General features: G+C 60.0%; 20 protein-coding genes. All 20 read right to left on the bottom strand.

Annotated features, from left to right (window positions below; translation table 11 throughout):
- Positions 1 to 39: 39 nt before the first annotated feature.
- The 20 genes from flhB to KGB06_RS15180 all read right to left on the bottom strand — a co-directional run bounded on the left by flhB (position 40) and on the right by KGB06_RS15180 (position 18,016).
- The gene (gene flhB, locus KGB06_RS15275; RefSeq protein ID WP_223517082.1) at positions 40 to 1,179 is read right to left on the bottom strand and encodes a flagellar biosynthesis protein FlhB; all 1,140 of its coding nucleotides are present in this window, start codon (positions 1,177 to 1,179) and stop codon (positions 40 to 42) included.
- Between the two features lie 3 nt (positions 1,180 to 1,182).
- Complete coding sequence (fliR, locus tag KGB06_RS15270; protein WP_223517080.1) at positions 1,183 to 1,968, bottom strand: flagellar biosynthetic protein FliR; 786 nt, start codon at positions 1,966 to 1,968, stop codon at positions 1,183 to 1,185.
- 3 nt (positions 1,969 to 1,971) lie between these two features.
- Positions 1,972 to 2,241: a flagellar biosynthesis protein FliQ gene (gene fliQ, locus KGB06_RS15265; RefSeq protein ID WP_007948918.1), complete on the bottom strand. Its 270-nt coding sequence runs from the start codon at positions 2,239 to 2,241 to the stop codon at positions 1,972 to 1,974.
- Complete coding sequence (gene fliP / locus KGB06_RS15260; RefSeq protein ID WP_223517078.1) at positions 2,238 to 2,996, bottom strand: flagellar type III secretion system pore protein FliP; 759 nt, start codon at positions 2,994 to 2,996, stop codon at positions 2,238 to 2,240. The genes fliQ and fliP overlap by 4 nt, the downstream gene beginning before the upstream one ends.
- Positions 2,996 to 3,442: a flagellar biosynthetic protein FliO gene (gene fliO, locus KGB06_RS15255; RefSeq protein WP_223517077.1), complete on the bottom strand. Its 447-nt coding sequence runs from the start codon at positions 3,440 to 3,442 to the stop codon at positions 2,996 to 2,998. Before fliO ends, fliP begins: the two co-directional genes overlap by 1 nt.
- Positions 3,443 to 3,901 carry a flagellar motor switch protein FliN gene (gene fliN, locus KGB06_RS15250; RefSeq protein WP_411741852.1) on the bottom strand — a complete coding sequence of 153 codons (459 nt, stop codon included), beginning with the start codon at positions 3,899 to 3,901 and terminating at the stop codon, positions 3,443 to 3,445. It lies immediately after the preceding gene.
- Between the two features lie 68 nt (positions 3,902 to 3,969).
- Positions 3,970 to 4,938: a flagellar motor switch protein FliM gene (gene fliM / locus KGB06_RS15245; RefSeq protein ID WP_223517073.1), complete on the bottom strand. Its 969-nt coding sequence runs from the start codon at positions 4,936 to 4,938 to the stop codon at positions 3,970 to 3,972.
- A 9-nt stretch (positions 4,939 to 4,947) separates the two neighbouring features.
- Positions 4,948 to 5,445 carry a flagellar basal body-associated protein FliL gene (gene fliL / locus KGB06_RS15240; protein WP_223517071.1) on the bottom strand — a complete coding sequence of 166 codons (498 nt, stop codon included), beginning with the start codon at positions 5,443 to 5,445 and terminating at the stop codon, positions 4,948 to 4,950.
- Positions 5,446 to 5,616: 171 nt separating this feature from the next.
- On the bottom strand, positions 5,617 to 6,906 hold the full coding sequence (locus tag KGB06_RS15235) for a flagellar hook-length control protein FliK (RefSeq protein ID WP_223517069.1): 1,290 nt from the start codon (positions 6,904 to 6,906) through the stop codon (positions 5,617 to 5,619).
- 104 nt (positions 6,907 to 7,010) lie between these two features.
- Positions 7,011 to 7,358, bottom strand: a complete 348-nt coding sequence (locus KGB06_RS15230; RefSeq protein WP_223517067.1) for an Hpt domain-containing protein — start codon at positions 7,356 to 7,358, stop codon at positions 7,011 to 7,013.
- A gap of 30 nt (positions 7,359 to 7,388) precedes the next feature.
- Positions 7,389 to 9,092 carry a fused response regulator/phosphatase gene (locus KGB06_RS15225; protein WP_223517065.1) on the bottom strand — a complete coding sequence of 568 codons (1,704 nt, stop codon included), beginning with the start codon at positions 9,090 to 9,092 and terminating at the stop codon, positions 7,389 to 7,391.
- Positions 9,093 to 9,097: 5 nt separating this feature from the next.
- Entirely contained in the window at positions 9,098 to 9,397 is a 300-nt protein-coding gene (locus tag KGB06_RS15220; RefSeq protein WP_223517063.1) for an STAS domain-containing protein, read from the bottom strand.
- A gap of 18 nt (positions 9,398 to 9,415) precedes the next feature.
- Complete coding sequence (gene fliJ / locus KGB06_RS15215; RefSeq protein WP_223517061.1) at positions 9,416 to 9,865, bottom strand: flagellar export protein FliJ; 450 nt, start codon at positions 9,863 to 9,865, stop codon at positions 9,416 to 9,418.
- A 6-nt stretch (positions 9,866 to 9,871) separates the two neighbouring features.
- Complete coding sequence (gene fliI, locus KGB06_RS15210) at positions 9,872 to 11,230, bottom strand: flagellar protein export ATPase FliI (protein WP_223517059.1); 1,359 nt, start codon at positions 11,228 to 11,230, stop codon at positions 9,872 to 9,874.
- Positions 11,220 to 12,020, bottom strand: coding sequence for a flagellar assembly protein FliH (gene fliH / locus KGB06_RS15205; RefSeq protein WP_223517057.1), 801 nt, complete (start codon positions 12,018 to 12,020; stop codon positions 11,220 to 11,222). Before fliH ends, fliI begins: the two co-directional genes overlap by 11 nt.
- A gap of 7 nt (positions 12,021 to 12,027) precedes the next feature.
- Positions 12,028 to 13,047, bottom strand: coding sequence for a flagellar motor switch protein FliG (gene fliG / locus KGB06_RS15200; RefSeq protein ID WP_223517055.1), 1,020 nt, complete (start codon positions 13,045 to 13,047; stop codon positions 12,028 to 12,030).
- The gene (fliF, locus tag KGB06_RS15195; RefSeq protein WP_223517053.1) at positions 13,040 to 14,821 is read right to left on the bottom strand and encodes a flagellar basal-body MS-ring/collar protein FliF; all 1,782 of its coding nucleotides are present in this window, start codon (positions 14,819 to 14,821) and stop codon (positions 13,040 to 13,042) included. Before fliF ends, fliG begins: the two co-directional genes overlap by 8 nt.
- A 14-nt stretch (positions 14,822 to 14,835) precedes the next feature.
- Positions 14,836 to 15,165 carry a flagellar hook-basal body complex protein FliE gene (gene fliE, locus KGB06_RS15190; protein WP_007948901.1) on the bottom strand — a complete coding sequence of 110 codons (330 nt, stop codon included), beginning with the start codon at positions 15,163 to 15,165 and terminating at the stop codon, positions 14,836 to 14,838.
- Positions 15,166 to 15,404: 239 nt separating this feature from the next.
- Positions 15,405 to 16,790: a sigma-54-dependent transcriptional regulator gene (locus KGB06_RS15185; protein WP_223517051.1), complete on the bottom strand. Its 1,386-nt coding sequence runs from the start codon at positions 16,788 to 16,790 to the stop codon at positions 15,405 to 15,407.
- A 5-nt stretch (positions 16,791 to 16,795) separates the two neighbouring features.
- Positions 16,796 to 18,016: a sensor histidine kinase gene (locus KGB06_RS15180; protein WP_223517049.1), complete on the bottom strand. Its 1,221-nt coding sequence runs from the start codon at positions 18,014 to 18,016 to the stop codon at positions 16,796 to 16,798.
- Positions 18,017 to 18,083: the final 67 nt, after the last annotated feature.

Raw genomic sequence — 18,083 nt, 5'->3', positions numbered from 1 at the left:
TCGAACGCAGCCTCGCGGGCTCGGCAGCTGCTACAGGGGTCAGGAGTCGCGGCGCAAATCCGGCGGGATCGGCAAGTCATCCTTGAGCGGCTCAGGCGGTTTGCCTTTGCCCGCACGGTGCTGGCGGATCTGGTAGACGTAGGCCAATACCTGAGCGACCGCCAGATACAGCCCGCCAGGAATTTCCTGCTCCAGTTCAGTGGAGTAATAGATCGAACGCGCCAACGCTGGCGATTCGAGCAGCAGCACGTCGTTGGCCACGGCGATTTCACGGATTTTCAAGGCCAGGAAATCGCTACCCTTGGCCAGCAACACCGGCGCACTGCCTTTATCCGGATCGTATTTGAGGGCGACGGCATAGTGCGTCGGGTTGGTGATGACCACGTCGGCCTCGGGAATGGTCGCCATCATCCGCCGCTGCGACATCTCGCGCTGCAACTGGCGAATGCGCTGCTTGACCTCGGGCCGCCCTTCCTGATCCTTGTGTTCGTCGCGCACTTCCTGCTTGGTCATCAGCAGTTTCTTGTGGCTCTCCCATAGCTGCACCGGCACGTCGACGGCGGCGATGATGATCAGCCCGCAGGCCATCCACAAGGTGCTCCAGCCGACCACTTGCAGGCTGTGAACGACCGCCATCTCCAATGGCTCGTGCGCGATGCGCATCAAGTCGTCGATGTCGGAAGACAGCACGGCGAGCGCCACGAACAGCACGATCAGAAACTTCGCTAATGCCTTGAGCAACTCGACGATGGCCTTGGCCGAGAACATCCGCTTGAGCCCCGCGCCAGGGTTCATTCGACTGAATTTGGGCGCCATCGAGCCCGCCGCGAACAACCAGCCACCGAGGGAAATCGGACCGATCAACGCGGCCAACAGCAAGGTGATCATCACCGGCTGAATCGCCACCAGCGCAATCTGCCCCGAATGCAGCAGGAAAGTGCCCATGTTGCGCTGATCCAGTATCACTTCCCGCGAGAGCGTGAAGTTCATGCGCATCAGCTCCATCATCTCCTGTGCCAGGGCACCGCCGAAAATCAGCAGTGCGCCGGCACCGGCGAGCATGATCGCCAAGGTGTTGAGCTCCTTGGAGCGCGCTATCTCACCCTTGTCCCGGGAGTCCTTTTTGCGTTTCTCCGTGGGGTCTTCTGTTTTGTCCTGACCGCTTTCGCTCTCAGCCATGACTCAGCGCGCCCGTGCCAGTTCGCGTAAAAACTGCAGAGCCTCGGTGGCCAGCGGTTGATACTGATTAATGATGTCCGCCAGCCCGACCCAGACGATGAACAGCCCGAGCACCAGGGTCAGCGGGAAACCGATAGAGAAAATGTTCAGCTGCGGCGCGGCCCTGGTCATCACGCCGAACGCAATGTTGACCACCAATAGCGCCGTAATTGCTGGCAGCACCAGCAACAGCGCGGCACCCAGGACCCAGCCGAGCTTGCCGGCCAGCTCCCAGAAATGATTGACCATCAACCCGCTACCGACCGGCATGGTGGTGAAGCTTTCAGTGAGGACTTCGAAGACCACCAGATGCCCGTTCATGGACAGGAACAACAGCGTCACCAGCATGGTGAAGAACTGCCCGATCACCGCCACGGAAACGCCGTTGGTGGGGTCGACCATCGAAGCGAAGCCCATGCCCATCTGAATGGAGACGATCTGCCCGGCGACCACGAAGGCCTGAAAGAACAGCTGCAAGGAAAAGCCCAGCACCGCGCCGATCAGGATCTGTTCGGCAATCAGCAGCAGCCCGCTCAAGTCCAGCGCATTGACCGGCGGCATCGGCGGCAGGCCCGGCGCAATCACCACGGTGATCGCCAGCGCGAAGTACAAACGCACACGCTTGGGCACCAGGGTCGTGCCGAACACCGGCATGACCATCAGCAGTGCACCGATGCGAAACAGCGGCAACATAAACGTCGCCACCCAGGTACTGATCTGTGTGTCGGTCAGCTGCAACAGCGACGGCATGATTTAGCCGATGACCTGAGGAATACTGCCGTACAGCTGCAGGATGTATTCCATGAACGTCTGCACCAGCCACGGACCAGCAACAATCAGCGTCACCAGCATGACCAGCAAGCGCGGCAAGAAGCTCAGGGTCTGTTCGTTGATCTGCGTAGCCGCCTGGAACATCGCCACCAACAGGCCGACCAATAGGCTGGGAATCACCAGCACAGCGACCATCATGGTGGTCAGCCACAGCGCTTCGCGAAAGATGTCTACCGCCACTTCCGGCGTCATGGCGACACACCGCCGAAGCTGCTCGCCAAAGTGCCGATGATCAACGCCCAGCCATCCACCAGCACGAACAGCATGATCTTGAATGGCAGGGAAATGATCAGTGGCGAGAGCATCATCATCCCCATCGCCATCAGCACACTGGCCACGACCAGGTCGATGATCAGGAACGGAATGAAGATCATGAAGCCGATCTGAAACGCGGTTTTCAGCTCGGAGGTGACAAACGCCGGCACCAGAATGGTCAGCGGCGCCTGATCCGGCGAGGCGATATCGGTACGCTTGGACAGGCGCACGAACAGCTCAAGATCGCTGCTGCGAGTTTGCGCCAGCATGAAGTCCTTGATCGGCACCTGGGCCTTGGCCACGGCATCCTGAGCGGTGAGTTTTTCCGCCAGATACGGTTGCAAGGCGTCCTGATTCACCCGGTCAAACACCGGCGCCATGATGAACAGCGTCAGAAACAGCGCCATACCCGTAAGGATCTGGTTCGACGGCGTCTGCTGCAGGCCCAAGGCCTGGCGCAGGATCGAGAAGACGATGATGATCCGGGTGAAGCTGGTCATCAGCATGACGAACGCCGGAATGAAACTCAGCGCGGTCATGATCAGCAGGATTTGCAGGCTGACCGAATATTCCTGAGCGCCATTGGCATTGGTGCCCAAGGTGATCGCCGGGATCGACAACGGATCGGCGGCGAACGCCAGCGGTGCGGCCAGCATCAGGGCCAGCGTCAAGACGATGCGTAACGCACCCATTACTTCTTATCCTTCTGATCCTTGCCGAGCATCTCCAATAGACGCTGGGCAAACTCCGGAGTCGCTTTTTCAGTTCCGCCCGGCACTTGCACCGGCTCCTTTAGCACATGCAGCGCGGTGATGGTGCCAGGGCTGAGGCCGAGCAGGATCTGCTCGTTGCCGACTTGCACCAGCATCAAACGGTCGCGAGGACCCAGCGCGCGGGAACCGATCAGCTCGATCACCTGCCCTTTGCCAGCCGGCCCGGCTTGTTGAACCCGGCGCAACAACCAGGCGAGGAAGAAGATCAACCCCAGCACCAGCAGCAAGCCGAATACCAATTGCGTCAATTGCCCGGCCACACCACTGCTGACCGCCGGCGCGGCAGCCGCAGTAGCGGTCGCTACCGGCTCGGCAGCCAGCACACTGCACGGCATCGACAGCACAAACCCCAGAACCTTTTTCACTTAGCGCAGCTTCTTGATGCGTTCGCTTGGGCTGATCACGTCGGTCAGGCGGATGCCGAACTTCTCGTTGACCACCACCACTTCGCCGTGAGCGATCAGCGTGCCGTTGACCAGTACGTCCAGCGGCTCGCCGGCCAGGCGATCCAGCTCAATCACCGACCCCTGGTTGAGTTGCAGCAGGTTACGGATGTTGATGTCTGTGCTGCCCACTTCCATGGAAATCGAAACCGGGATATCGAGGATCACGTCCAGGTTCGGACCTTCCAGGCTGACCGGATCTTTGCTTTTCGCCACGCTGCCAAACTCTTCCATCGGCAGACGATTGGACGACGAGCCAGCGCGATCGGCAGCCAGCAAGGCGTCGATATCGGCCTGACCGGCGTCACCGGTTTCTTCCAGGGCCGCAGCCCACTCATCAGCCAGTGCCTGGTCGTCCATGGCGTTCATATCGTCGTTCATCATTTGTCCTCGGCGGGCAAAAATTCAGTGAGTAGCAGTCTGTTGAAACAAAGGAGGTTGAGCGCCGGTCATTGGCGCTCGATCGGCTCGATCACTTGCAACGCGAGGTTGCCTTTGTGCGAGCCCATCTTGACCTTGAAGGCAGGCACGCCGTTGGCGCGCATGATCATTTCTTCCGGCATCTCGACCGGGATAATGTCCCCCGGCTGCATGTGCAGGATGTCGCGCAAGCGCAACTGGCGACGGGCAACCGTGGCACCGATCGGCACGTCGACATCCAGCACGTCCTGACGCAGGGCATTGACCCAGCGTTCGTCCTGATCGTCGAGGTCCGACTGGAAACCGGCGTCGAGCATTTCGCGCACGGGCTCGATCATCGAGTACGGCATGGTCACGTGCAGGTCGCCGCCACCGCCATCGAGTTCGATGTGGAACGTGGACACCACCACCGCTTCGCTCGGGCCAACGATGTTGGCCATGGCCGGGTTGACTTCCGAATTGATGTACTCGAAGTTCACTTCCATGATTGCCTGCCAGGCTTCCTTCAAATCGACGAAGGCCTGCTCCAGCACCATGCGCACCACGCGCAGTTCGGTCGGGGTGAATTCACGCCCCTCGATCTTGGCGTGACGGCCATCGCCGCCGAAAAAGTTGTCCACCAGTTTGAACACCAGTTTGGCGTCGAGGATGAACAGTGCGGTACCGCGCAACGGCTTGATCTTGACCAGGTTGAGGCTGGTCGGTACGTACAGCGAGTGCACGTATTCGCCAAACTTCATCACCTGCACACCACCGACGGCAACGTCCGCCGAGCGGCGCAGCATGTTGAACATGCTGATGCGGGTGTAACGGGCGAAGCGCTCGTTGATCATCTCCAGGGTCGGCATGCGTCCGCGAACGATGCGATCCTGGCTGGTCAGGTCGTAGCTTTTGACGCTGCCGGGTTCAGCAGCGTCATCGGTCTGTACCAGACCATCGTCGACGCCATGCAACAGCGCATCGATCTCATCCTGGGACAGCAGGTCCTGCACGGCCATGTCGTGTTCCTACTGCAGTACGAAATTAGTGAAAAGCAACTGTTCGATCACCACTTTGCCGAGCTCTTTCTGCGCCACTTCCTGCACGCTGGCCGTGGCCTTCTGACGCAACATTTCCTGGCCAATCGGCGTGGCCAGGGTGGTGAAATCCTGACCGGAGAACAGCATGACCAGGTTGTTGCGGATCACCGGCATGTGCACTTTGAGCGCTTCCAGATCGGCCTGATTGCGACCCTGCATGGTGATGCTCACCTGCATGTAGCGCTGACGGCCATTCTGGTTGAAGTTGGCCACGAAGGCCGGCGCCAAGGGCTCAAAAATTGCTGGCTGCTTGCCGACCACTGCGGTTTCCACCGCGGCAGGCTTGCTCTGGGCGCTGTGCATGAAGAACCAGGTCGCCCCCACGGACATGCCGATCGCCAGCAGCAAGGCCACCACGATCAAAATGATCAGCTTGATCTTGCCTTTGGTTGCGGGGGCTTTTACTGCTGCGTCGCTCTTCGCCATGCCAATAATCCGTCACTATTCGGGTTTTCACAGTCGCACGGCAAGGCAAGAGCAAGTGTTATGCCAGAAGTGTCGGGAGGGCGCTGGGTGGGGATTTCAGGGACACACAAAACAAATGTAGGAGTGAGACCGGCTTGCCGGTCTCACTCCTACAAGGGGTGTTGCACTGGATCAGGCGTAGTAGTCGACCGCGCTGGAGCCGATCACTTGGGTGGTGTCGACGTCTGTTTCAGTAACAGAGATCGCGAGGTCTTCATCCATCGAGTCGACGCGACCACCGCTGGCGCTGGTGCGACCACCCGGCCCCTGCTGGGCCTGATCTTGCCCCTGGCCTTGCCAGCCACGCGACTGATCAGACACGTTGACGTCGACCTGCCCCATGCCCTGTTGCGTGAACATGTCACGCAGTCGATGCATTTGGCTGTCCAGCGCCTCGCGTACGCCTGGATGGGCGCTCATGAAGGTGACCTGGGTCTGCTGGTCCGGAACCATGTTCACCCGAATGTCGAGGCGACCCAGTTCGGCCGGTTGCAACTGAATATCGGCCGCCTTGAGGTTGGCGCTGGAGAGGTACATGACGCGGTTGACCACTTCTTCGGTCCAGCCACTCTGATGCATGGCGATTGGCTGATTCACCGGCAACGCGTTGGCCGTTTTAGGTGTGGCCGCTTGAGTCAATGCCGCCAGACGGTTGGCGAAGTCATCGACACGGGTATCACTGCTGGCGGATTTCAGGTCTTTCAGGCCGTCATCGATGAGACCGCTGAACGCGTTCTCGCCGCCTTGACGGGTGCTGTCCTTGTCGGTTTGTACGTCGAGCATGTTCACCATGCCGGCAGCAAAGCTCTGCACCGAGGTCGGTTCGCTGTCAGCCTGGGCCTGGGTCGCAGATGGTTTGGGCTGGGCCTGGCTGGAAGCGGAAACGTGACCACTTTGCTCCATGGCCAAACGCACTGCCGGCAGTGCATCAAGCGGATCGGCTTCAGGATCGAAGTCGCTGTCGGTGGTTGCAGTGGCTGGCACCGAAACGGCAGCTACAGGCGCCGCGACCTGCGGTTGCACTGCCGCCATCAAGGCCGGGGCAAGGGACGGATCCATTGGGGTGGTGTCGACCACCGGCGCCTCAATGGTATCCGGCGCGAGATCTCTGGCATCCTCGGCCGACGCCGATTTTTCGGCGGGCAAGGAGTTGCCGCTATCGGCAACCGCAGGTTCCGGGGCGGCAGCGTTGTCGTTGCTGACGTCGGATTTTGCGGTGCCTTGTGCAGCGGTGTCAGTTGCCGGCGTGGCGGATTTATTCGCGCCCGCAGCAGGCTTGTCCTGAGCCTGATTGGCATAAACCTTAGCGAAGCTGGACGCCTTGTCCCCGGGCTCAGCAGCCGCCGCCGGGGTATTGGCGGAAACGGCGAGTGTCTTGGCCGCTGGGCTGGCCTGAAGAAGGGAATTTGGGGTAACGGGCATGAAACGGTCTCCGCTGCACTGGATCGTAGGTACAGTTGAGTGAGTTGACTGCAAGGGTCGGGCCATCATGACCAAAGCGGCGTTAAAAGCATCGAATGGTCGGATTAACCGGACAGAGATCGCTGCCTTTCAGCCTCATAAAGCGGCCGGATGATGGCGAATTCGCCGTCGATGCTTTGAACCAGTTTTTCAATCTCCGCCAAATTTTTTTGCTTGGCATGCTGCTCCAGCTCATGGCACAGCGCAGCCAGGCGAACGGCGCCCATGTTGCTGCTGCTGCCCTTGAAACTGTGCGCAGTGGCGCCTAACCGTTCGGCATCGTCAGCCTGCCGCAGCAGACTCAAGCGCTCTTCGGAATCGGCGAGAAAGGTATCGAGCAATTCTGGATACCCGTCTCCCATAATTTCCTGCAACGCGCTCAGCACGTCACAGTCCAGATGTGTGTCAGCCACTTGTTCACTCCTTGATCAAGAATCCGTGAATTATGCCAGAGCGTCCCAGAAAAACTCCACGCACGCACTGCGCCCCTCGTCAGACCAGCTCGCATTACGGCCCAACTGGCGGACAAGGCTGACGCCACGGCCCGAGAGACGGACACTATCAAGCGACCGCTCCAGCACCCGCGCCACGTCAAAACCATTGCCACTGTCTTCAACCCGAACAGTCAGGCAACCGCCCTTGCCTTCTGGCGTGACCTGCAAATGCACCCGCACATAACCGTCCTGCAATGCATCCAGCCGCTCGTTGCGCTGAAGATAATAGCGTGCAAAGCCCGATGCATCGCTCTTGAGGCTTGAATCCAGACCCAGCACGCCGTGCTCCAGTGCATTGGAATACAACTCGGCGAGCACACTGTAGAGCGCGCCGCTTTGAGCCCGCAACCCGTGAACCTCAAGCAGCAACTGCAACAGGTAGGGCAACGGATTGAAACGCTTGAGGGTAGCGGCGCGGAACTCAAAACTTGCCGACCAGTCCAGTGGACAGGACTGGCCGCTGTCGGAGTACACCAGCGCAGGCGGGGTCAGTAGCGCCGCCTCCAGCAGACTGACCTCGACCATGCTCACGTCATCGCGGGCTTCGCCACCAAAATCCCGCAGGGCCTGTTCGATTTCCTCGAACAGCGTGTCAGGCTGACGATTGGCCGCAAACACCTGCCGCAACCGCTCCACGCCAAACAATTGTTCATCGCCATCACACGTGTCGATGACCCCGTCGGACAGCAGGAACACTCGATCCCCGACAGCCATCGGGAACACTTCGGTGCGGTCATCGAAGGTTTGCGGGCTCAGCACGCCCAGTGGCAGGTGACGCGCTGTCAGCGGCTTGCGCTCCCCCGTGGCGATAGTATGCAAATAGCCGTCCGGCATTCCGCCATTCCAGACCTCCACCGAGCGTCGTTGAAAGCTCAAACACAGCAAGGTGGCGCAGCAGAACATGTCCACCGGCAGGATGCGTTTGAGCTTGGCGTTCATCTCACGCAGGGTTTCAGGCAAGCCGTAGCCCTTGGCCGTCATGCCGTAGAAGACTTCGGCCAGTGGCATGGCGCCCACGGCCGCTGGTAAACCATGGCCGGTGAAGTCCCCCAACAGCACATGCATATCACCGGCCGGGGTGAAGGCGGCCAACAGCAGATCACCATTGAACAGCGCGTAAGGCGATTGCAGGTAGCGGATGTTCGGCGCACTCAGACAGCCGGAATGTGCGACCTTGTCGAATACCGCCTTGGCCACCCGCTGTTCATTGAGCAAATACTCGTGATGTTTGGCGATCTGGTCACGCTGCTGCAGCACGGTGGCCTGCAAGCGGCGCAAGCGATCCATCGCCTTGATCTTGGCCGCCAGAATGACCGGGTTGTACGGCTTTGCCAGAAAGTCATCGCCGCCAGCCTCCAGGCATCGGGCCAGGGCTTCGCTTTCGCTGAGCGAGGTCAGGAAGATGATCGGCACCAGGGTTTCCCCGGCCAGCAACTTGATCTGCCGCGCGGCCTCGAAACCGTCCATCACCGGCATCATGGCGTCCATCAACACCAGGTGCGGTCGCTGCTCACGAAATGCGTCGACCGCCTCCGCACCGTTGGCGGCCGTCAACACGTCATGACCTTGGCGGCGGACGATGTGAGACAGCAGCATGCGATCGGCCGCGCTGTCTTCGGCGATGAGGATCGTCAGGGGTTCGAGTGACTGCATGGCAGTCAACTGATGCCGAACAGTTTGTCGAAATTGGAGATGGCGAGGATCTTCCTCACGTCCGAACTGCAGTTGACCACGCGAATATCGGAATCGTCGCCACCGGCGTGATCCCGCAGCAGGAGCAACATGCCCAGCGCCGAGCTATCGAGGTAGGTCGCTTCTTTCAAGTCGACGACGACCGCCGAGAGCGCCTTATCTTCGTAAGACTCACGAAACTCCCGATGCTTGGTGAAATCGAATCGTCCCTTGATCGAAATCGTCAGCTTTTTCCCATCCTGGGAGACTTCTTTATGGACTGTCATTTAACCGCTTCCGATTGTTCAATACGGATCATGCCTGGGCAAGCGCTGCGACAACTCATCCAGCAATTTCTGCTCGCGCTTGTCCTCCAACTGCTGCGCCTCATCTCTGTAACGCTGTACAAGTTTTCGCAAGCCTTCGACACGCGCGAATGCCTGCTGCCAGGTGTCGCGCGCCTTGCTCAGGTTGTTCTGGTGCCAGTTCAGGCTTTGGCGCTGCTGATCGATGGCGGTGCCCAGTTGCGCCAGAAAGCCCTGATACCCCAGCAGCCACTGGCCGGAAACGCCACTGCTGCCGCGCACGATCCATTGTTCCTGGTATTCGAGGCGGAAGGCTTCAAGGTCGGCGAGCTTGCTTTCTGCCACGCGCACCTGGCCCTGAAAATGCCCGAGGCGCAGGACGGCGGTTTTCTCGGCCTTTTCGGCCATGTCCACCACCGGCGCCAGGCGCGCGGCTCGACTCACGGCCATGGTCGGTTAGCCGCCCGCTGCCGGAGCGAAGATGGAAGCGAGATGGTTTACGCTGGCGCCCATGCCGATGTTGTCGTTCAAACCCTGACGCAGGTAAGTGACCATGGCCGGCTGGAGCGAAATCGCCGTGTCGGTTTCACGATCACCGCCCGGCACATAAGCACCGACACTGATCAAATCACGACTCTGCTGATAGCGAGACCAGTACTGCTTGAACATCTGCGCGCGAGTCATGTGTTCCGGGCTGACCACCGACGGCATGACCCGGCTGATGGACGCTTCGATATCGATGGCCGGGTAATGACCCTCTTCAGCCAGTCGGCGCGACAACACGATGTGCCCGTCGAGCACGCCACGCGCGGCATCGGCAATCGGGTCCTGCTGATCATCGCCTTCGGACAACACGGTATAGAACGCCGTGATCGAACCACCGCCCTTCTCGGCGTTACCGGCGCGCTCCACCAGTTTTGGCAACTTGGCGAATACCGACGGCGGATACCCCTTGGTGGCCGGCGGTTCGCCAATGGCCAGGGCAATTTCCCGCTGGGCCTGGGCGAAACGGGTCAGGGAATCCATGAGCAACAGGACGTTCTTGCCCTTGTCGCGGAAATACTCGGCGATGCGCGTGCAGTACATCGCCGCGCGCAGACGCATCAGCGGCGCATCGTCGGCCGGCGACGCCACAACCACGGAACGCTTGAGCCCTTCTTCACCGAGGCTGTGCTCGATGAATTCCTTGACTTCGCGACCCCGTTCACCGATCAGCCCAACCACGATAATGTCGGCCTCGGTGAAGCGAGTCATCATGCCCAACAGCACCGATTTACCGACACCGGTACCGGCGAACAGCCCGAGCCGCTGGCCGCGACCGACCGTCAACAAACCGTTGATGGTGCGAATACCCACATCCAGCGGTTCGCTGATCGGTTCACGCTTGAGCGGGTTGATGGTGGGACCGTCCATCGACACCCAGTCTTCGGCTTTCATCCCGCCTTTGCCGTCCAGCGCACGACCGGCGCCATCGAGCACCCGACCCAGCATGCTCATGCCCATTGGCAAGCGGCCGGTATCGGCCAGCGGGACCACCCGGGCACCGGGGGCAATGCCGGCAACGCTGCCTACAGGCATCAGGAAGACTTTGCTGCCGGAGAAACCCATGACCTCGGCTTCGACCTGCACCGGGTGATAGCTGTCGTCGTTGATGACTATGCAGCGGCTACCCATGGCAGCGCGCAAGCCTTCAGCTTCGAGGGTCAGGCCGACCATGCGCAGCAAGCGGCCTTCCAGAACCGGCGCGCCGGCAAGCTCCGTGGCCTCGGCGTAACCGCCCAGGCGCTTGGCGAAGCTGGTGCGATCAAGGCGCATCGGGGTCGTCCAGTTGCGGCTCGACAGCAGGCGTTTCGTCGACCGGCAATTCCAGGCTCAAATCCGGCGCAGACGGGTGCAACGCCTGATCGTGCAGCTGATCGAGCAGCTTGGCCATGACTTGGGCAACGCGGGTTTCGACGGTGGCGTCAATTCGGCTGTGTTCAGTCTCGACGCGGCAACCTCCAGGCAACAGCGACTCGTCTTCGACGATGCGCCAGGTTTCTTCATGGCGTTCGCGCAACGCTTTGACTTGTACGAAGTCCTGCGGATTGATGTACAAGCGCACATTGCCCGCGCCTAAAGGCAAGAGCTTGAGCGCTTCACGCATGACGTGTTCAATCTGCGTCGAATCGATGGCCAGTTCGCGCTGAATCACTTGTTTGGTGATGTGCTGCACGAGGTCGACCAGCGACTTTTCAATCTGGGTGTCCTGCTCGGCGATAGGCTCGAACAGGTTGACCATCAGTTGCTCCAGCCCCGCGATTTTCGGCGCCAGTGCCGTTTCGGCTTCCTGACGAACCTTGAGCGTGGTGCTGTGAAAACCTTCTTTCTCGCCCACGGCGAAGCCTTCGTTGTAGGCGTCCTGTCGAATCGCTTCGAGTTCTTCGAGGGTCAGTGGCTGGACTTCGTCCAGCGGCACTTCTTCCATCTCCGGTGGTTCGGGCTCAGGTTCAGGCTCGGGCTCTGGCACGAAAGGGTCGAAACTGGGCAGCGCCCAGACGTCGAAAGCGGCAACGTGCTTGCCACGAATCAGGTCGGTCTGGGACTCATCATGTTTGGACGACATAGTGACCTTAAATCATCTCTTCGCCGCCCTTCCCGCCGAGAACGATTTCTCCGGCTTCGGCCATACGGCGGGCAATGGTGAGGATTTCTTTCTGCGCGGTTTCCACATCGCTGACACGCACCGGGCCTTTGGCCTCGAGGTCGTCGCGCAACAGTTCGGCCGCCCGTTTGGACATGTTCTTGAAGATCTTTTCCTTGACGCCTTCGTCCGACCCCTTGAGGGCCAGCACCAGCACGTCGGAGGACACTTCGCGCAGCAACGCCTGAATCCCGCGGTCGTCGACATCGGACAGGTTGTTGAACACAAACATGAGGTCTTCGATCTGACCGGACAGGTCTTCGTCAACTTCGCGGATCGAGTCCATCAGCTGACCTTCGATCGAGCTGTCGAGGAAGTTCATGATGTCGGCCGCGCGCTTGATGCCACCCAGGTTGGTGCGCGAGGCATTCGAGTTGCCGGAGAACTGCTTCTCGAGAATCTGGTTGAGTTCTTTCAGGGCCGCCGGCTGCACGGTGTTCAGCGAGGAGACTCGTAGAATGATGTCCAGTCGGACCTTGTGGTCGAAGTTTCCGAGTACTTCGCCGGCCTGATCCGGGTCGAGATACGCCACCACGATCGCCTGGATCTGTGGATGCTCGTAACGGATCACGTCGGCGACGGCGCGCGGCTCCATCCACTTCAGGCTGTCGAGGCCACTGGTGTTGCCACCCAAGAGGATGCGATCGATCAGGCCGTTGGCCTTGTCTTCGCCCAAGGCCTGGGTAAGCATTTTGCGCACGTAGTCGTCGGAGCCGACGCCCAGGCTGGTCTGGTCGCCGACGATGTCGACGAACTCGCTCATGACCTGCTCGACTTGCTCGCGGTGCACGTTGCCCATCTGGGCCATCGCCACACCCACGCGCTGGACCTCTTTAGGCCCCATGTGACGCAATACCTGGGCAGCATCGGTCGAACCGAGGGACAGCAGCAAAATCGCGGCTTTGTCGACCTTGGACAGTTTGGCGGCAACGGCTCGGTTATCACTCATCTGCGTTAATCCACTCTTTCACGACCTGGGCCACGCGACCCGGATCTTCTGCCACCAGACTCTTGATTGCATTCAACTGTGCGTCATAGCCTTCGCTCGGGCTTGGCAGCAGGATGCTTTGCGGGCCGCCGAGGCTGACGCGGTCGTTGGCCAGTTCGCCGTCCAGGCCGCCCATGCCACCCAATTCGACGTCGCTGCCGACCAGTTGCTTATCTTTGCCGCCACCGGTGATGTTGTTGAGTACCGGACGCAGCACGCCGAACACCAACACCAGGATGAACAAGACACCCAGCAATTGCTTGACGATGTCCCAGAACCACGGCTGCGAGTAGAACGGAATATCGGCAATCACTTCACCGCGTTCTGCGGAGAACGGCATGTTGATCACGCTGACGCTATCGCCACGGCTGGCATCGAAACCGACCGCGTCCTGCACCAGACGGGTGAAGCGCGCCAATTCATCGGCAGTCCACGGTGCCCGGGTAGTTTCGCCGTTGGCGGCGTTAACCTTGACCTGATCGTCCACCACCACCGACACCGACAGGCGATTCAGTCGGCCCTGCTGTTGCTTGGTGTGGCTGATGGAGCGGTCGAGTTCGAAGTTCTTGGTGGATTGTTGACGCTTGTCTGCCGGGTACGGCGCCAGCATGGGCTGACCGGTGGCAGGGTCCATGATTTGTTGACCGTTGGCATCGATCAACGGCTGACCTGGCTGCACCATGCCGGCCGAAGCAGCAGTGCCACCGGTGGATTGCGGTGCAGAGGCTGGCGACGGCGGCTGGTTGCTCAAGGCACCCGGCACACCTTGCGGGCCATTGCTGGCAGTGCGTTGTTCGTTGACCGACTGCTCGCTGCGCAACGCCGGTTGATCAGGGTTGAACTGCTCGGAGGTTGACTCGACGGCACTGAAATCGACGTCGGCTGACACTTCAGCCTTATAACGATCGTTGCCCAGCACCGGTTGCAGGATGTTGTGCACGCGCTGGGTCAGCATGCTTTCCATGCGGCGGCTGTAATCGAATTGCTTGCCGGCCATGCTCAGTTCGGAGTTTTCCGCCTGATCCGACAGCAGGTTGCCCTTCTGGTCGACGACGGTGATCTGCGACTTGCTCAGTTCAGGAACACTGGTCGCGACCAGGTTGATGATCGCGACCACTTGACCGGGCTCCAGCGAGCGACCGGAATACAGTTCAACCAGAACCGAAGCGCTCGGCTTGCGTTCATCACGCACGAACACCGAACTTTTCGGAATCGCCAGGTGCACGCGGGCGCCCTTGACGTTGTTCAGGCTGGAAATGGTGCGCGCCAGTTCGCCTTCGAGGCCACGACGATAACGGGTCGCTTCCATGAACTGGCTGGTCCCGAGGCCTTGGTCCTTGTCGAGGATTTCAAAGCCGATGTTTCCGTCGCTGGGAGTGACACCAGCCGCCGCGAGCTTCAGTCGCGCACGGGACAAATCATCGGCCTTGACCAGCAAAGCGCCAGAGTTCGGTTCAACGGTGTAAGGAATATCGGCGGAGGCCAGGGTATCCATGACCTGCTTGGCGTCCATACCGGCAAGGCTGCCATACAGAGGCCGGTAGTCCGGTTGCTGAGACCACAGCACCACGGCAAAACCAATCGCCACGCTCGCAGCCAGGCCGACCAACAGGCCCACCTGACGCAACATGGTCATCTCGGAGAGGTTTTCCAGGAAGGACAACCCAAACAGCGGCGGTTTGCCGTCTATTGGAGTGACCTTGGCCGGAACGTTATCGGCGACTGCTTCTGCCATGACTCAATTTGTCCTTAAACCGGCATCTGCATGATGTCTTGGTAAGCCTGAACCAGCTTGTTACGCACTTGCGTCAACGCCTGGAAAGACACGCTAGCCTTCTGCGAGGAAATCATGACGTCCGTCAGGTCGACGCCGCTCTTGCCGATCTCGAAAGCACTGGCCAACTGAGTGGACGCCTGCTGAGTGTCGTTCACTTTATTGACGGCTTGACCGAGCATGTCGGAAAAGCTGCTGCCACCCAGTTCAGGGACTGCGGCAGTCGATTTAGGCGCAGACATGGCATCCATTTGCATGGAACGCATATCCAGCATCAACCGATTAAATTCAATACCTTGGCTCATGATCCACTCTCGTTGACGACCCGCAATTTTTTGACACTCACTCGGCGGGTAGTGAGGTGTTAGCAACAAGGGTGCCAGCTACGCGACCACGCCAAACAAAAGCCCTCTCCAGACTTCACACAAACTTCTGTAGGAGCTGGCTTGCCAGCGAAGTCGGCGTCACGGCCACCATTGATTCGCTGGCAAGCCAGCTCCTACAGAAGTTTGTGTTGCAGCGTGAATGGTTGTTCGCCAAACCTTCAGGTGGCGAACAAACAGGCTTCCACATCCATTCCGGCATCACGCATCTGCGCCAGCTTGTAGCGCAACGTACGCGGACTGATGCCCAGTCGCTCGGCAGCTTCCTTGCGACGGCCGCGCTCAGAACGCAGGGTATCGATGATCATCTGGAATTCGCGGCGCCGCAGATCATCGCCCAGTGCGCCGGCCGATTCAGCGTCAACTTCTACGGCGCGTACCGGTGCGACTACCCATGTTGGCAACGGCGCACACGCAACCGGCCCGGACAAACAGAAATCCTGCGGCTGGATCAAACCGCCCTGCTGCAGAATCAAGGCCCGCTGGATCGCATTGTCCAGCTCACGCACATTGCCAGGCCACGGATAACCGATCAGGCACGCCTGCGCTTCGGGCGACAGTCGCGCAGCTGCATGCTTCATTTTATTGACGTGTTTGGCCAACAGTCGCTCGGCCAGCGGCAGGATGTCCGCAGTGCGCTCGCGCAGCGGACGCCAGGCCAGCGGAAACACCGACAGCCGATAGTAAAGGTCTTCACGAAAACGCCCCGCCGCCACTTCGCCGGCCAGATCGCGGTTGGTGGTGGCCACGACCCGAATGTCCAGCGTGATCGTTTTGCGTGCGCCCACCCGCTCGACTTCACGCTCCTGCAAAACGCGCAGCAACTTGGCCTGAAGGCCGAGGGGCATTTCGGAAATTTCGTCGAGCAGAATCGTGCCGCCGTCAGCTTGTTCGAACTTGCCGGCCTGCGCTGAAATGGCGCCCGTGAACGAACCCTTTTCGTGACCGAACAACGTGGCTTCAAGCATGTTGTCGGGGATCGCTGCGCAGTTGATCGCAATAAATGGCTGACTGGCGCGATGGGAATGCTGATGAATGTAGCGCGCCAACACTTCTTTGCCGGTGCCGGACTCGCCCGAGATGAGTACCGTGGAATCACTGCGTGCCACTCTGGCGGCCAACTCCAGCAATTGCGCGCTGGCCGGTTCGAACGCGATCGGCCCTTCGCCGTCGACCGCACCGAGATTGCCCAATGCATGACGCGCCACCAAATCAAGCAATGCCTTGGGCTCGAACGGTTTGACCAGATAATCCGCCGCCCCCTGGCGCATCGCATCGACTGCCCGTTCGACGGCACCATGGGCCGTCATCAGCAGCACCGGCAATTGCGGATGACGCGCCCGCAGCAAACCGAGCATCTGGTGCCCGTCCATGCCCGGCATATTGACGTCACTGATCACCAGATTGAACGCCTCGACTGCCACCGCCGCCAACGCATCTTCTGCCGAACCGACCGCCTTGAAATCGTGCCCCGCCAGCATCAGCGTATCGGCCAATGCTTCGCGTAGCGCGCGGTCATCCTCGACCAGTAAAACCTTGATTGCCATGCCTTTCATTCCACTCCCCGGGCAATGGGCTTTTCACCCGAAAAAAGCGGCAGAATCACTTGAGCACACGTGCCCCGACCCGGCCGCGAACGCAGCTGCAATTCTCCCTGATGCGCACGCGCCACCGCCTTGACCACGGTCAGACCCAACCCGGTTCCAGTGGTTTTGGTGGTGAAAAACGGCTCGCCCAGACGTGCCAGAACGTGGCTGTCGATGCCACTGCCGCTGTCACTGACGCACACGCGCAGGGTGTTTTCACGGGTATAAAAGTGAACTTTCAAGCGGGCATCGCCGGCACTCGCCTGAATCGCATTCTCGACCAGATTGAGGATCGCCCCGATCAGCGTGTCGCGATTACACAGCAACTCGCCAGCGTGACTGTCGCACTGCCAACGGACTGACAGGTCTTGAACATGCGTCAGTGCTGCCGCTTGCAGCGATTGCATCAACTGTTTCGGCGTGATGCGATCGGTCAGCGGTAGCTCACCGCGCGCGAACACCAGCATGTCGCGAACCTGATGTTCCAGTTCATGCAAACGCTCTTTCAGGCGACCGGCAAAACGCTGCTGCGTAGCGACTGGCAGCTCTTGCTCAGCCAAGTGACTGGCATAAAGCAAAGCAGCTGACAACGGCGTACGAATTTGATGAGCCAGCGAGGCGACCATTCGGCCGAGGGAAGACAAGCGTTCGTGACGGGCCAGTTGATCTTGCAGGTGACGGGTTTCAGTCAGGTCGTTCAGCAGCACCAACTGACCCGGCTCAGCGTCCAGCGAGCGAGTGGCAATCGACAGACGCCGACCGTCCTTGAGAGAGATCTCATGACCGTCGTCTTTGCGAGGCGCGAAACAACGGGCGATGACCTGCCGCCAGAGCTCACCTTCGAGTGGCAGACCGAGCAATTCGTACGCCGCCGGGTTGGCTTCGCGCACAATGCCTTGGGCATCGATAACGATGACGCCGCCGGGCAACAGGTCGAGGAGATTTTGCAGACGATTAGCCAGGCGTTCTTTTTCCGCCAGCTCCTGCATGCGCTGCGCACTGACCACCGCCAACTCGCCCTTCAGCTCGGTGACACGGGCTTCAAGCAGGCTGTAGGAGTCGGTCAATTGACTCGACATCTGACTGAACAGCGCAAACGCCTGCTCAAGGCCAAGCCGGCTTGCCTGCTCTACGGACGACTGTCCCGAAGCGTCAGGGACAGGAGACAACTGGGCGGCTTGGGGCATTGTGCTCTCTCGCTTGGCTGACCGTCAGTTAAACGGAACGTTGCGAGGGACTTAGCAATACCCGTGC

Origin of the sequence: Pseudomonas sp. GL-B-19, from assembly GCF_019956415.1 — a bacterium.
Classification (GTDB): Bacteria; Pseudomonadota; Gammaproteobacteria; order Pseudomonadales; family Pseudomonadaceae; genus Aquipseudomonas.
Note: the sequence above shows the minus strand (reverse complement) of the source record. Positions and strands in the feature narration are given on the sequence as shown.

What these genes read in the sequence shown, in the direction of transcription:
- fliQ (WP_007948918.1), bottom strand. Translation starts at nt 2,241, where the DNA reads ATGACGCCGGAAGTGGCGGTAGACATCTTTCGCGAAGCGCTGTGGCTG.
- flhB (WP_223517082.1), bottom strand. Translation starts at nt 1,179, where the DNA reads ATGGCTGAGAGCGAAAGCGGTCAGGACAAAACAGAAGACCCCACGGAG.
- fliI (WP_223517059.1), bottom strand. Translation starts at nt 11,230, where the DNA reads ATGCGCCTTGATCGCACCAGCTTCGCCAAGCGCCTGGGCGGTTACGCC.
- fliH (WP_223517057.1), bottom strand. Translation starts at nt 12,020, where the DNA reads ATGTCGTCCAAACATGATGAGTCCCAGACCGACCTGATTCGTGGCAAG.
- fliE (WP_007948901.1), bottom strand. Translation starts at nt 15,165, where the DNA reads ATGAGCCAAGGTATTGAATTTAATCGGTTGATGCTGGATATGCGTTCC.
- fliG (WP_223517055.1), bottom strand. Translation starts at nt 13,047, where the DNA reads ATGAGTGATAACCGAGCCGTTGCCGCCAAACTGTCCAAGGTCGACAAA.
- fliP (WP_223517078.1), bottom strand. Translation starts at nt 2,996, where the DNA reads ATGGGTGCGTTACGCATCGTCTTGACGCTGGCCCTGATGCTGGCCGCA.
- fliL (WP_223517071.1), bottom strand. Translation starts at nt 5,445, where the DNA reads ATGGCGAAGAGCGACGCAGCAGTAAAAGCCCCCGCAACCAAAGGCAAG.
- fliN (WP_411741852.1), bottom strand. Translation starts at nt 3,901, where the DNA reads ATGAACGACGATATGAACGCCATGGACGACCAGGCACTGGCTGATGAG.
- KGB06_RS15235 (WP_223517069.1), bottom strand. Translation starts at nt 6,906, where the DNA reads ATGCCCGTTACCCCAAATTCCCTTCTTCAGGCCAGCCCAGCGGCCAAG.
- KGB06_RS15220 (WP_223517063.1), bottom strand. Translation starts at nt 9,397, where the DNA reads ATGACAGTCCATAAAGAAGTCTCCCAGGATGGGAAAAAGCTGACGATT.
- fliJ (WP_223517061.1), bottom strand. Translation starts at nt 9,865, where the DNA reads ATGGCCGTGAGTCGAGCCGCGCGCCTGGCGCCGGTGGTGGACATGGCC.
- fliF (WP_223517053.1), bottom strand. Translation starts at nt 14,821, where the DNA reads ATGGCAGAAGCAGTCGCCGATAACGTTCCGGCCAAGGTCACTCCAATA.
- fliM (WP_223517073.1), bottom strand. Translation starts at nt 4,938, where the DNA reads ATGGCCGTGCAGGACCTGCTGTCCCAGGATGAGATCGATGCGCTGTTG.
- KGB06_RS15185 (WP_223517051.1), bottom strand. Translation starts at nt 16,790, where the DNA reads ATGGCAATCAAGGTTTTACTGGTCGAGGATGACCGCGCGCTACGCGAA.
- fliR (WP_223517080.1), bottom strand. Translation starts at nt 1,968, where the DNA reads ATGCCGTCGCTGTTGCAGCTGACCGACACACAGATCAGTACCTGGGTG.
- KGB06_RS15180 (WP_223517049.1), bottom strand. Translation starts at nt 18,016, where the DNA reads ATGCCCCAAGCCGCCCAGTTGTCTCCTGTCCCTGACGCTTCGGGACAG.
- KGB06_RS15225 (WP_223517065.1), bottom strand. Translation starts at nt 9,092, where the DNA reads ATGCAGTCACTCGAACCCCTGACGATCCTCATCGCCGAAGACAGCGCG.